This is a genomic window from Pantoea sp. X-Soil-TKNS-1280, assembly GCF_059730475.1.
Map to the genome: position 1 here is coordinate 14,838 of NZ_AP035965.1, position 13,436 is coordinate 28,273.

Annotated in this window: 11 protein-coding genes; 2 read left to right on the forward strand and 9 right to left on the reverse strand. The window is 52.4% G+C overall.

Annotated features, from left to right (window positions below):
- Positions 1–2: 2 nt before the first annotated feature.
- The 3 genes from AC6I8X_RS25320 to AC6I8X_RS25330 all read right to left on the reverse strand — a co-directional run bounded on the left by AC6I8X_RS25320 (position 3) and on the right by AC6I8X_RS25330 (position 1,891).
- Positions 3–563 carry a hypothetical protein gene (locus AC6I8X_RS25320; protein WP_313683649.1) on the reverse strand — a complete coding sequence of 187 codons (561 nt, stop codon included), beginning with the start codon at positions 561–563 and terminating at the stop codon, positions 3–5.
- 139 nt (positions 564–702) lie between these two features.
- The gene (locus AC6I8X_RS25325; RefSeq protein ID WP_084879286.1) at positions 703–1,140 is read right to left on the reverse strand and encodes a 6,7-dimethyl-8-ribityllumazine synthase; all 438 of its coding nucleotides are present in this window, start codon (positions 1,138–1,140) and stop codon (positions 703–705) included.
- A 160-nt stretch (positions 1,141–1,300) separates the two neighbouring features.
- Complete coding sequence (locus tag AC6I8X_RS25330; RefSeq protein ID WP_313683650.1) at positions 1,301–1,891, reverse strand: TetR/AcrR family transcriptional regulator; 591 nt, start codon at positions 1,889–1,891, stop codon at positions 1,301–1,303.
- A 253-nt stretch (positions 1,892–2,144) separates the two neighbouring features.
- On the opposite strand from AC6I8X_RS25330, the gene AC6I8X_RS25335 reads away from it, so the two are divergent.
- Complete coding sequence (locus tag AC6I8X_RS25335) at positions 2,145–4,535, forward strand: glucose/quinate/shikimate family membrane-bound PQQ-dependent dehydrogenase (RefSeq protein WP_497841838.1); 2,391 nt, start codon at positions 2,145–2,147, stop codon at positions 4,533–4,535.
- A gap of 63 nt (positions 4,536–4,598) precedes the next feature.
- Here AC6I8X_RS25335 and AC6I8X_RS25340 read toward each other — a convergent pair whose 3' ends face one another.
- The 4 genes from AC6I8X_RS25340 to AC6I8X_RS25355 form a co-directional block, all read right to left on the reverse strand.
- Positions 4,599–6,140: a nucleoside hydrolase-like domain-containing protein gene (locus tag AC6I8X_RS25340; RefSeq protein WP_497841839.1), complete on the reverse strand. Its 1,542-nt coding sequence runs from the start codon at positions 6,138–6,140 to the stop codon at positions 4,599–4,601.
- A gap of 236 nt (positions 6,141–6,376) precedes the next feature.
- Positions 6,377–7,369 (reverse strand): sugar phosphate isomerase/epimerase family protein, encoded by a 993-nt coding sequence (locus AC6I8X_RS25345; protein ID WP_497841840.1) that lies wholly within the window; start codon positions 7,367–7,369, stop codon positions 6,377–6,379.
- A 46-nt stretch (positions 7,370–7,415) separates the two neighbouring features.
- Positions 7,416–8,357, reverse strand: coding sequence for a transketolase family protein (locus tag AC6I8X_RS25350; protein WP_313683653.1), 942 nt, complete (start codon positions 8,355–8,357; stop codon positions 7,416–7,418).
- Entirely contained in the window at positions 8,350–9,180 is an 831-nt protein-coding gene (locus AC6I8X_RS25355; protein WP_299451781.1) for a transketolase, read from the reverse strand. Before AC6I8X_RS25355 ends, AC6I8X_RS25350 begins: the two co-directional genes overlap by 8 nt.
- A gap of 278 nt (positions 9,181–9,458) precedes the next feature.
- Here AC6I8X_RS25355 and AC6I8X_RS25360 point away from each other — a divergent pair, with 278 nt between their 5' ends.
- Positions 9,459–10,409, forward strand: a complete 951-nt coding sequence (locus AC6I8X_RS25360) for a sugar-binding transcriptional regulator (protein ID WP_497841841.1) — start codon at positions 9,459–9,461, stop codon at positions 10,407–10,409.
- On the opposite strand, the gene AC6I8X_RS25365 is transcribed toward AC6I8X_RS25360, so the two are convergent.
- Both AC6I8X_RS25365 and AC6I8X_RS25370 read right to left on the reverse strand, forming a co-directional pair.
- Positions 10,406–11,899: a DUF5605 domain-containing protein gene (locus AC6I8X_RS25365; RefSeq protein ID WP_497841842.1), complete on the reverse strand. Its 1,494-nt coding sequence runs from the start codon at positions 11,897–11,899 to the stop codon at positions 10,406–10,408. The genes AC6I8X_RS25360 and AC6I8X_RS25365 overlap by 4 nt on opposite strands.
- Position 11,900: 1 nt before the next feature.
- A complete protein-coding gene (locus AC6I8X_RS25370; RefSeq protein WP_497841843.1) occupies positions 11,901–13,277 on the reverse strand; it encodes a glycoside-pentoside-hexuronide (GPH):cation symporter in 1,377 nt (458 codons plus the stop codon).
- Between the last annotated feature and the right edge of the window lie 159 nt (positions 13,278–13,436).

Consider the following 13,436-nt stretch of genomic DNA (forward strand, 5'->3'; position numbering starts at 1 on the left):
TTTTATTCATCAGTGGATTTATCGATGTTGGCATGCGTCACTGTGTAAGCAATCGATATTAATCTGATAACCTGTTCAGTGTTGTAATAATCTGCGATATTATCGAACAGCGCTTTTTCATAAGCCATTTTCCCATCGTTAGTATCAACAAAAGCGGGGGCACCATCGGGGAAGTAGCGAAACTCAATATGCCGTTTCTTCATTTCTGGCATCTGGTTATAAACTGTTCTTTGTTCATTTCTCTCTGCACCCTTCAATTGAGACCACTTCAGAAAGTCGAAGAACGGTTTTAATCTTTCATGTACGTTGTCTTTAGTGAAATGGCTTGTGCCGGCGACCAAAAGATAAACGCCTATACCATTAGTAATGAAATTAAAGCTGCCATCGATGTTCTCTGAGAGAATAACTTTATTCGTATAAGGGGTAAATTTTTCCCGGGTGTCGTTATAACGCTCAGGATGAACCTCAGCATCATAAAACTTGCTGCCTAATAGAGTGCCGCACCCTGAAAGCAGGAATATCATCATTGCCAGCAGAGGGATTTTTAATGCAAAGCCTTTCATTGCCATTCTCTTTCTTTAAAGGAGATATTATCGGCATGAAGATTGAAAACTTGAATTGCCTGATTTTAAAGGGATATGGGCAGTAGTGGCGCGATTTGTCGCGCCACTATGAAGGAATACTGAAACGCAAAGACAGGTTTTACTCAATAGACAAATTAGCAATCGCCAGCACTGCGCGGGCAGCTTCTGCGCCTTTTTTAACGAAGTGCTTTTCATAAAACTGAATAAACTCTTCCGCAGGCTGGAAATTATGCGGCGTCAGTGAGACGGAAAATACCGGAACATCGGTGCTTAACTGCACATTCATCAGTCCATCGACCACGGCCTGCGCGACAAAATCATGGCGATAAATGCCGCCATCCACCACCAGCGCGGCGCAGACGATGGCGTCATATTTGCCCGTCACCGCCAGTCGTTTAGCGAGTAATGGCATCTCAAAGGCACCGGGTACATCCAGCACTTTGATCTCAGCATCGATATTCTGCTGGGTTAACTCCTGACGGAAGCCTTCTAATGCCTGGCCGACAATCTCTTTGTGCCAGCTGGCTTTGATAAAGGCGATGTTCAATTTTTTCATTATCTCTCCAGAGCTCCACAACAAGCCCATCAATTATTTATTACTGACGGATAACCTGTGTGACGGGTACGTTGGTTTTTGCTCTGTATAACATGCAGAAATAGCAAAATCCAGCTGGTGGGTAGCCGACCTCTCCAGAATCATTCAGGGGAGGAGGTGGCTACTTTGCGGTTTTATACGTCAGGCCACCATAGAGAAACTTGCCGCGCTCGTGGCTGATATCGTCAAGCTCGCTGACGTCCGGCTCTTCAAGTAGCGTCTGGATCAGTATGCCGAGATAGCAGCCGGCAAGCACATCTACCGAGATTTCCTGACTGAAAAAACCACGCTGTTGTTCCAGATGCATGTTGCGCACAATCCATTTGTGCAGTTTGTTGCGTGTGGCATCACTCTGCGGCGGCTGAAACATGCTGATTTTTGTCAGGTGATGGTGATGGGTGAAGAAGTCGAGATATTTCCTGAAGCTGGCGGTAATGTTTTTCTGCACATCCTCTTTAGGCAGGGAGGCATCAATCAGCATTGAAACGACCAGCTCCTCAAGTTCCTCATCAAATTTGTCCAGCAGTAGCTGGTAGATCTCATCTTTCGTCTTGAAATAACTATAAAAACTGGGCTGTGTGACACCCGCAGCACTGACGATGTCACTCACACGGGTGCCGTGATAACTGTGCTCAGCAAAAAGCGCAGCTGAAACCTCCAGCAGTCGTTGGCGTGTTTTCTCACCTTTCGTGACATTACGTACTTTCTTCATTTTCATACATATCAGAGAGTTACTTGTTTTCAGAATATCATTGGCACCCCCTGCAAACAAAGTTGTTATTTCCAGATTGCGGGGTTGATCAGATAACCGCAGGGATGAAATGTGCTAACTAAAGATACTTAGTAGTAAGTTTTTGTGGAATTCGCGATGGTCACCGTGTAAAGATAAATGGGGCTTTGTAAATAAAAACCCTAAAAATTGAATGCTTTGTTGATTGATTTTTCTTTTCAATGGGATATTTATCGTGGTCGATGACAGACATGCACTGAAAGATAAGCCCGGCAGGCTTATCCGTGCCTCGGCAATATTTGCCGGGGTTGCTGGCCTGGCGCTGGCAGTGGGGGGAGGCTGGCTGGGGGTTCTGGGCGGTTCCTGGTACTATTTTGTTACAGGGTTATTGTTGCTCGTCACTGCGTGTCAGCTGTGGCGGGGTAAGCGTTCCTCGTTTGTGGTCTATGGTTTTATTGTGCTGATGACAACCGTCTGGGCGCTATGGGAAGTCGGGTTCGATTTTTTCCTACTCGCGCCTCGGTTTGATATCATTGTGCTGTTTGCCCTCTGGTTATTGCTGCCTTTTACGCTGAAATCTTTTCCGGATTCTGACAGGCCAGGCAGAGGCCTGCTCGGGGCAGCGGTTGCGCTGCCAATTCTGAGCCTGGTGATATCACTTTTCTTCAATCATCATGATATTGAAGGGAAATTGCCGGATACCGTTGGGGCAGATACCCCGCAATGGGATAGCCAGCAACTTCCGGACTCAGAATGGCATGCCTATGGTCGTACTTCATATGGCGATCACTCTTCGCCGCTGAAACAAATTAACGCGCAGAACGTCAATCAGCTGAAGGTTGCCTGGACGTTTCGCACCAATGACATCATCGGTAAAAACGATCCACTGGAGTCCACTTTTGAAGTGACGCCACTTAAGGTGGGGCACATGGTTTACCTGTGCAGTCCGCATCAGTGGGTGTTTGCGCTGGATGCGACCACAGGTAAACAGATCTGGAAATTCGATCCTCAGGTGAAAGATGACCCCACCTGGCAGCACCTGACCTGCCGTGGCGTGTCTTATCATGAGACGCCAGTGGATGCTAAAACCTCTGACGGGGCGGTACCGCCAGCGGAGTGTAAGCAGCGTATCATCCTGCCGACTAACGATGGCCGTATGTTTGCCCTCGATGCGCAGACCGGTGAAGTCTGCCATGCCTTCGGTCAGGATGGTCAGATTGACCTGAAAGACGGTATGACGGTGAAAACCAAAGGTTTCTACCAGGGGACATCACCACCGGTTGTGACCCGTCAGATGATCATCATGGCCGGAGCGGTTACGGACAACTATTCCACCAGTGAACCTTCGGGTGTGGTGCGTGGTTTTGATGTCTACACTGGCAAACTGGTATGGGCATGGGATCCGGGCGCGGCTGATGAAAACGCGCTGCCTTCTGCAACACATCATTACACACCCAACTCACCCAACTCCTGGACGTTACTGTCGGCGGATGAAAAGCTGGGCATGGTTTATGTGCCGGTAGGGATGTCAACGCCGGATATCTGGGGTGGTAATCGTACTCCATTGGGAGAACGTTATACCAGTTCACTGGTCGCGCTGGATATCAACACAGGCAAACGCATCTGGTCCTATCAGACGGTGCATCATGACCTGTGGGATATGGATTTGCCGTCTCAGCCGAGTCTGGTCGATCTGAAAACCTCACAGGGGATTGTCCCGGCAGTGTATGCTCCGGCGAAAACCGGCAACATTTTTGTGCTGGACCGTCGTACCGGTAAACTGATTGTTCCGGCACCGGAAACCCCGGTACCGCAGGGCGCGGCACGGGGTGATCGTACCTCGCCAACGCAGCCCTATTCGGAGCTGACGTTCCAGCCGAAGCAGAAGCTGACCGACAAGGATATGTGGGGCGCGACCATGTTTGATCAGATGGTGTGTCGCATCATGTTCAAAAAAATGCGCTATGACGGTCCGTTCACACCGCCGAATACCCAGGGAACGCTGGTATTCCCGGGTGATGTGGGCATGTTCGAGTGGGGGGGTATCGCGGTTGATCCACAACGTCAGATCGCGATTGCTAACCCGATGGCGTTCCCGTTTGTTTCCAAACTGATCGAACGCGGTCCGGATAACCCGGCTGCGCCGAATGCCGCTCATCCACCGGGCAGCGAGATCGGTGTTCAGCCGATGTACGGCACACCGTATGGTGTGGACCTGCATCCGTTCCTGTCACCGGTTGGTTTGCCGTGCCCGGCACCACCGTGGGGTTATATTGCTGGTATCGATCTGCGTACCCACAAAATCATGTGGCAACACAAGGTGGGCACCACGCGTGACGCCACACCGTTACCGCTGCCATTTAAAGTGGGGATGCCGATGCTGGGCGGTTCCATGGTCACATCTGGCGGGGTCGCTTTCCTGACGGCAACCATGGATGATTACATTCGCGCTTTCGATGTGACAACCGGTAAAGAGCTGTGGAGTGACAGATTGCCTGCGGGTGGTCAGTCAACGCCGATGACTTACTCTGAAGGTGGGAAACAATATATTGTGACTGCCGTAGGGGGGCATGGCAGCTTCGGTACCAAACAGGGCGATTATGTGGTGGCGTATGCGCTGCCCTGATAGCTGAGAGAGAAAAATAAAAGGCCATGAGAATGGCCTTTTTTATTGTCTGAAATCAGAGGATTAGTTAACCGTGACGATAATACGACGATAGGACACCAGCGACGGTGAACCATTATCTTTTACGGAAAGAATGATATGTTCCGTTCCCGGATGATTGGCTTTCACGGCAACCTTGCTACCCTCGCTTTGCAGCAGCGTAACGACTTCAGGCGTTGATAACATCTCTTCCCCACGCACACCTTTGACCTCAGTCACCGGCACCTGGCTGGAAATGGCGGAAGTGGCTTCAGGGTAGGTCTGCCAGTGCCAGCTGATCCGATTTTTATCCGGGTCGCTGCTTTGCGAGGCATCCAGTTCCGTCTGCTCTCCCGCTTTAAGGGTGATGGCAATATTATCGAAGCCGGTTTTGCCATTGACCACCGCGATCGGTGCGTGATTGGCATGGGCATAATCCCGGATTGTCCAGTCCATGCGCGCGGCAAAATCATGCTGGAAGTCTCCACGCCAGCGCCAGATAGTCGCCTGATTGGAGGTGTACAGTTTGCCATCGGAGCCCTTCACGGTGTCTGCCGCGTTAGGATTTCCCGGGAAGAAATCACCCCCGCTGGTCCAGATCGGGCGGGTCTCGCCGTGTGGCTGGCGCATAATATAGCGACCGCCCCAGCCACCCCAGCCCGGATTCATGTCGCTGTTCAGGCCATTTCTGATCAATCCGAGGAAGGATGGCGTGTCACCTTCCATGATAAAGGCATATTGCAGGTAGCCTTTACCCATCGGTCCCTTGCCCCGGATGTGCTTATCCAGCCACGACTGAGAAACCGTGGTGAAATCCGCCCCGGGTGCGTTGCGGTAATAACGGTCACCGCTGATGCCGGTCCAGGTGGCGCGGGCATAATCTTCGCCGTTTTCCGTCGAGGGATCGACAATGTAGGTGATCTGCGGGAACTGCGAACGGATCCAGTAACCGGCGTCATCCTGATCGGAAATGGAGTAGACAATCAGGTTGCGCGTCAGTGAGTCGATGGTATCGGGAGTGGCGTTTTTCTTCAGGTCGATCAACGCCTGGGCCAGCGTATTCGCGCCGCCCCACAGTGAGATATACAGCGGTTTTGCCGGGTCGGTGCTGTTCTGAATGGCTTTTAATAACAGGTTCGAACCCGCAGTGGCTTTGCCATCTCCGGTGGCGGCCATGCCGTATGCGGCCTGGCCTGACGCAACACGCTGGGAGAGGGTGGCAAAATCGGGGTAGTTTTTATCGTGCTTCAGCAGGTTAGGCTGTACTTCCTGGTAATGGCCTAACACCAGCTTAATCATATCCGGATGGACGACGTTTCTTTGCCAGGTTGATGTGGTTGCCACAATGCCTTCGATATTGAGTTCATTGGCATATAGCAGGAAACGGGTGAGTGACATCTGGTCATCAGGTTCGTTGCCAATATCGGTCAGCACGAACACGCGGGGTTTGTCCTGCAACGGGATGACTTTTCCGGCCTGCGCGGCATAACTATTTTCTGCGGCCAGCGCCGGTGTTAATGATGCAGAAGATAACAAAGCGACGACGGCCAGACAGCCAGCGCTTGATTTCAATGCGAATTTTTTCATCTTTCCCTTACCTGAATGATCCGTTTAGCTCGATAAAAGCCCGGTGATTCATTTTGCGAGGTACGGGTAACATCACTCCAGCTACATGAATTGATTTTGATGCCTGTATCACATTAAAACTACTTTAAAGTCATTTTAGTTATGTGGTTGTTATGGCTTTTATTATTTGTATGAATATTAATTATTACTTTACAGTAATAAATGGCCTTCTTCAGACGGAGAAGGCCATCATCTCGTTACTCGATGGAGCTTAACAGGGCGTTCTGAATAATCTTCTGCGCCCTGAGTGGGTTCTGCTCAGCCTGGGCTGCCTGTAAGGCGGCAATATCCAGCTTATCCAGCGCGCGATAGATGTGCTTGAGGAAGCGAATGGAGAGGTTGGCAGCTTCTACGTTGTCTTCGCGGAACGGGAACTGGTCCAGCTGCCACACGCCTTGCCAGTTATTGATCTTCAGCACATAGAAGAATTCGAAGATTTCCGTCATGTGCACCGTACCTACCACCAGGTCATCATCCCAGCCGCGCAGGTTGTCATTGACGTCCATACCAAACAGGCGGCCACGATCGATGATCAGCTGGGCGGAATCGGCTGGAGATTCACCGGCAAACAGCGCGTGACCGAAGTCCAGCAGGATGCCGACATTATCCAGTCCGATATCATCGATACCCAGCAAAGTACGGGCGGCGGAATCCCAGGTCATTTTCACCCGAGGTTCGCGCGGCTTATATTCAATGGCGAATTTCACATCGGGATTGGCGCTGGCGAGTTCGCGCATGCCATCCACCGCCAGCTTCCACAGGTTCTTATGGTCTACCTGGAAGGGATAGTCCCAGCCATCCTGTCCGGGCCAGACTTTCACATAATTGGCCCCCAGCTCACGCACCACTTTGGCCGCTTCGTGCATCAGTTCAAATGCCTGCTGGCGAATGGCCGGGTCCGGGTTGGTAAAGGCACCGCGTGAGAACCGGCGCAGGTAGATTTCAGGGGTGACGCCGATGGCTTTTAGTCCGGCGTTTGCCAGCGCTTCTTTGACATCACTGACGCTGACACCTTCCGTGAACGGATAGGGCACATCGACGTAAGATAAATCTTCGACGGTTCCGGCGATACGTATCTGCTCCAGCGTACTCAGCGCCGGGCCATAACCATCCACCGCATAACGATCGACATAGTTGGCAAAGTGCCACAAACCGGCACCAAATTTCGGGTAGGTATTCATTTCAGACATTCTCCTTAACAGACTGTAATTTTTTTGTGAGGTAAGAGGATGATATTTATCGCTTCAACAGGGTTAATGCGCTGCGTCTGACGCTGTCGGCATCAATGCCAAGACGCTCCCGCGTGGTCTGGCGATCGCCCGCGATAGCGTATTGTCCATCTGCCACCCCTAAGCGTTTCAGGCGGGCACGGGAGCCATTTTCCGCCAGTACCTCAGCAACGATACTGCCGACGCCACCATTGATGTTGTGCTCTTCCACCGAAATAACGCAGGGAAGATGAGCCATGGCCGCCGCCAGGGCAGACTTATCGCAGGGACGAATGGATGACAGAGAAATCACCGTGGCTGAGATGCCGAGATCGCTTAATTGTGCCGCTGCAGCGACAATCTCGTGCACCGCCGACCCCAGTCCCACCAGTGCGATATCCTCGCCTGCACGCAGTACGTCAACCTTGCCCGGTACGAACTGATATCTGTCGTCGTGTAAGATCGGCAGCTCTTTACCATCCAGGCGGATATAAACCGGGCCGACATGACGCAACGCGTAATCAATAATCTGGCGGCACTCCTGCGGACAGGAAGGGGCATAAATTTCGATGTTGCCAAAGCCACGCATCACCGCAATATCATCGGTACTGTGATGGGTACTGGCGAGCGGGCCATAGCTGGCTCCGGCGTTAAGACCAAACAGTTTGACGTTGGTATTGTTGTAGCAGACGTCTACCTTGATCTGTTCATTGGCGCGTGAAATCAGAAAAGGTGCAGCGTTGCAGGTTGCGGCGACTTTTCCGCCCAGCGCCAGACCAGCGGCGGTACCCACCAGCGACTGTTCCGCAATCCCGACATTGATGAGGCGGTCGGGAAACGCCTGGATAAACGGGCTGATTTTGGCGGTGGATGTTGAGTCAGCCACGACGGGCACCAGGTCGATACCTGCGTTAACCGCATCGATAAAGGCTTCAACCATCACGGTTGCCAGGTGCTTTTTCTCACTCATCTTGCAGCTCCTTCAGCGCCAGTTTTATCTCATCACCTTTCGGGACCCGGTGATGCCACTCCGGTTTGCCCTGAATAAAGGAAACCCCGTAGCCTTTTTCCGTGTTGGCAATGATCACGTTAGGTTTGCCATTGGCGGGCAGGGAATCCAGCGTGGAGACAACGCTGTGCATATCGTTGCCCTGACATTCCGTGACGTTCAGGCCAAACGCCTGCCACTTGGCGGCAAGCGGGTCGGTATTCATGATGTCCCGGGTTGCCCCTGCCAGCTGGAGTTTGTTTTTGTCATTGATGATGATGAGGTTATCCAGCCCGTAGTGCGCGGCAGCCAGGGCGGCCTCCCAGTTGCTCCCTTCTGCCAGTTCGCCATCCCCGGTCACGACAAAAATCTTCCTTGGGTTGTTATCCTTCTTTGCTGCCAGGGCGATACCAACCGCCACCGGTAAACCATGTCCGAGTGCGCCGGTATTCAGCTCAATGCCAGGCGTTTTATGGCGCACCGGATGGCCGGGCAGGTGAGAGTCGGCATGCTGGTATGTGGGTAACCATTCTGGCGGGATAAACCCGGCTTCAGCCAGTACGCAGTAGTAACCGCCAACGGCATGACCTTTCGACTGGATATAGATGTCACGCGTCGGGTCATCGAGCCGGTCAGGGGCACAGTTCAGGACACGAAAGTAAAGTGCGGTCAGGATTTCGACCTGCGACAGATCAGCACCCGTATGGCCGCCAGCCGGGCTATTGGCGTTCAGCTCAATGATCCGACGGCGTATCGCACGTGCTTTTTTTTGCAGGTCGCTGACCTCAAATGCGAACGGATTCATGACACACTCCTGAATACAAATTCTTTATTGAATATTTATTCTATAGGGTAGCGCTAAATCACCGGACGTACTCAGACGTCAGATGACGTTGCATTAAATCGTCATTGAATATATATTCATCTTCGATTTAATATTCATAATTGTGATGGTTTTCTGTTCTGCCAGCTATGTATGCCGCACGGAAATGGGATTCGAATCACATTTATTTCTCAGGACGATTAAATATTCAGGTGTCCGGTGGAGAGTAGCGGGGTAACGACGACCATGCGGGAAAACGAATGTTGAAACAAAATGATCTCAGGCTGGTGGTGAAGATAGCCACCTTGTATTACGGCGAAGGGATGAAGCAGACCGATATTGCGCGCGCCCTTAACCTCTCGCAGTCCTTTGTGTCACGGGCACTCAATCGCAGCATTAAAGATGGCATCGTGAAAATCAGTGTGATGCAGCCACCCAATATCTTTTCTGAGCTGGAACGTGGCATTGAGCGCCGTTACGGATTGCAGCAGGCCATTGTGGTGGATGCCACAGAAGATAACGAGGATGCCTTTATTCGTCAGGCCATAGGTACCGCCGCTGCGCATTATCTTGAAACACGCCTGCGTCCGGGGGAGTGGGTGGGGATTTCCTCCTGGAGCAGTACCATCAAAGCCATGGTGAGCGAGCTACATACGCTGACGACTGAAGCGGCGGGGGTGATTCAGCTGCTCGGTGGCGTGGGTGTTAACGGCAATGTTCAGGCCACGATTCTGACGCAGAGTCTCGCGGATATGCTCGGGTGTAAGGCGTGGCTGCTACCGGCGCAGTCAATAGAAGGCTCTGTTAATAGCCGTATCGCACTCGCCGCGAACAAAGATGTGCGCGAAGTGCTGGAAAAATTCGATGAAGTTACGCTGGCGCTGGTGGGGATTGGCGATATGGAGCCGTCGCAGCTGTTACGCTACTCCGGCAACTACTATGACAAAAATATGCTGACACGCCTTGCCGGGCAGGGAGCGGTTGGTGATATCTGCCTGCATTATTACAACGCGCAGGGGCAGCCGGTGCTGGATGAATCCGAGGATCCGGCGATCGGTATGCGCCTGGAGCAGCTTAAACGCTGCCCGCAGGTGGTGGGACTGGCGGGCGGCCGGAAAAAACTGGCCGCCATTCAGGGTGCGCTGAAGGGCTGTTATCTGAATGTGCTGATAACCGATTTCCAGACAGCGCGCCAGCTGGTGAGTGATTAACTGGCAGCGATAATACGCAAGGCCATGCCCGGCTTACCCGGCAAGGGCAGGCGATCGCCTGAGCGCCAGGTCTGCGGCAGCCGCCGGGTTTCCATCTGCCATGCGTCGATGATATCCACGTGATATTCCTTACCTTGCGGCAGCATCGTCAGTAACTTGAAACCCGGCTGGCTCTCGCCAAACCATATCAGCCAGTAGTCATCACCCATATGGCCGATGGCAGCATCCCAGTGTGAATCGGTTCTTCTCAACCAGGGCGACAGGCGTTTTGGCTCACCTTCTTCCAGCAGTTGCCGCAGATAGCCGATGCGCGGGCTGCTTTCTCCTTTCAGTTTCCCACCATGTGACCACCAGATAATGTCGTCGTCGCTGAGGTAACTTTCGCCATGGGTGACATAGCCACCCCGGCAGACACCCTGCCAGGTGAGGTCCAGCATTTTGTGCGCGGTGATATTGCCCCATCCCAGATCGACATCCCCCTCATAACGGCATTCATCAATCACCACTGGTTTACCAAAGGCTTCGCGCCAGCCGGGTACAAACCACAAATCGTGATGCTGGATGCTGGCATGGCTGACCCATGGCTGTGTCTGATCATACCAATGTGCATTACTGGTGTAGTGCAGGGGAGGGTTGTGCCAGTTATGGATAGAGATCAGATGCTGATATGGGTCTTCTGCCGTGATTTGCTGAAAAACACTGTCCCAGAACGACATCGGCTTTTTCAGCAGCAGGTCGAATTCATTGGCCAGTGACCACCAGACATTACTGAAACTCGCCAGACGCGCCACCAGATAACTGACATAGCGTTGATCCATTTCCCCAGCCATTTCCGAGAAGCCCCAGCGGTCGTACGGGTGAAAGATAATCAGATCAGCCTCAACGCCGCGGGCCTTCAGGGCATCGATCTGATTCTCCAGCTGACGGAAAAACTGACAGTCAAAGCGGGTGAAATCGAAGCCGGATGTGATGTCGCCGGGAAAAGGAAAACGTTCCGGTTCACGGAAGTTATAGGTGTAATGTTTTGGGAAAACACACATCCTGATTTTATTGAATGGCGAGTGTGCCAGTGACGCCAGCGTCTGCTCCTGTACTTCTTCAGACTGGTAGTTCCAGACATACGCTGTGGTGCCGAAGGGATAATAGGGCTGCCCGCTGGCATAACTGAAATGCCAGGTCTCAGCGGATCTCACCGGCCCGGTATCATCCTCGCCGGCCGTGATGCAAATCACTTCGCCGTGCTTATCATGCAGAGCCGGATGGTTACTGACGGTGGTGAAAGTCCAGCTGCCTTCGCGCTCAGGCATAAAGCGAATCAGGAAACGCCCGTCATCGTCATAAAATCCCCGTACCGTTTTCTCTTCCTGCTGGTGACGAAAAATGGCCGTAACCCAGGTATCGGTGAAGTGACGGGCATCGGCATTGGCCTGAAAAATGAATTCAGCGCGTCCCCACTGCGGAACATTCAGCGTTTGTGGCGAAACTAACATATCAGGGTTCCTTAATCTGATGAGCAACGGAAGGTTGTGCGGATGGAAGCGTTCCTGACGCGGCACTTTTGTCCTCAAGGGAAAAGAACATAATCAGCAGCAGGCTGATGCCGTGGAAAATAGCGGGCACTCCGGCAATGAGGAAAATAATGGCGCTCATGGTCTGCGGCGTAACTGCCGCACCGGCGTGATAACCGCTCAGGCTGAGCACCAGACCGACGAGACCACCCGCCAGCGCCAGCCCCACTTTCATCGAAAACAGCGTCCCGGCGGCGATAAATCCGGACATTTTGATGCCGGTTTTGCGTTCGCAATAGTCAGCACAATCGGAAGGCAGCGCCCAGGCCATGATCGATCCCATTTCAGCAAACAGGACTGACACCACCAGTAAGCCGACGGCGAGCCATAGCTGATCCGGGCTGACAAAGAACAGTGCCAGCGCGGCCAGGCCGCCGCCCATCTGGGCAAATTTCAGTGAGCCCAGTGCTGACAGTTTTTTGCGCTTGATAAGCTGCAACGCAATCATCGGCGCGATGATGCCAGCGATGGCGGTGGCGGAGAGCAAACCCGAGACAAAACTGTCGCCCCGGTTGAGAAAATATTTGACGAAATAGATGGTGACGCTGCCTTTGATCACAAAGGCAATCGAGCTGGTGATTTTGAAAATGTAGAAAATCACCACCGGACGGGCGCTGAGGGCCGCTTTCGCCTGTTTCATAAATGAGGTGGTGTTGGCCTGTCTGATCGGAGTGACGCGTTCTTTGGTACCAAAAAAGCAGCTCAGCATAAACAGGGTAGCCAGCAGGGCAATCATGCTCATGGCCACCCTGTAGGCCTCAGCCTCATTTTCCTTGCCGTACCATGCCACGAAAAGCGGCACGGTCAGCGAGCAGATGAGAAATGACATTTTTGCCAGCGGGAAGCGCCAGGCATTGGCACTGAGACGTTCCTGTGGATCGGAAGTCAGCGAGGCCAGCAATGCCACATAAGGCACGACGGTTGAGGCATACATCAGGATCAGGAAAAGATACGTAGCATAGGCATAGACCAGCTTGCCGCTGGGCGAGAAATCGGGGGCGATAAACACCAGCAGACAGGAAAGGCCATAAGGTATCGCCAGCCATAAAAGCCAGGGGCGGTAATGGCCGTGTCGTGTTGGGGTACGGTCCGCAACGCTGCCAATAATCGGGTCGTATACGGCATCAACCAGTCTCGCCACCACAAACAGCAGCCCCATTGCGCCGGCTGAGATACCAAGGACATCGGTATAAAAGTAGGGCAGGAACATCATGGTCATGCCCAGGAAGATGTTGGCTGAGGAATCCCCGAGACCAAAACAAATCTTCTCTCTGATAGTCAGTTTATGTACCTGTTGCATACGACCTCTGAATATATATTCAATATGGAGTATTTATTCTATTGTGCAAGCTACGGGTAACATCCTGCCAGTATGACGGTGTAAATCTGCCAGAGGAATCACAAAAAAAGACGATTTTCTACTCAAAAGGAAGATTTAAACGAATGCGTATATTGGCTG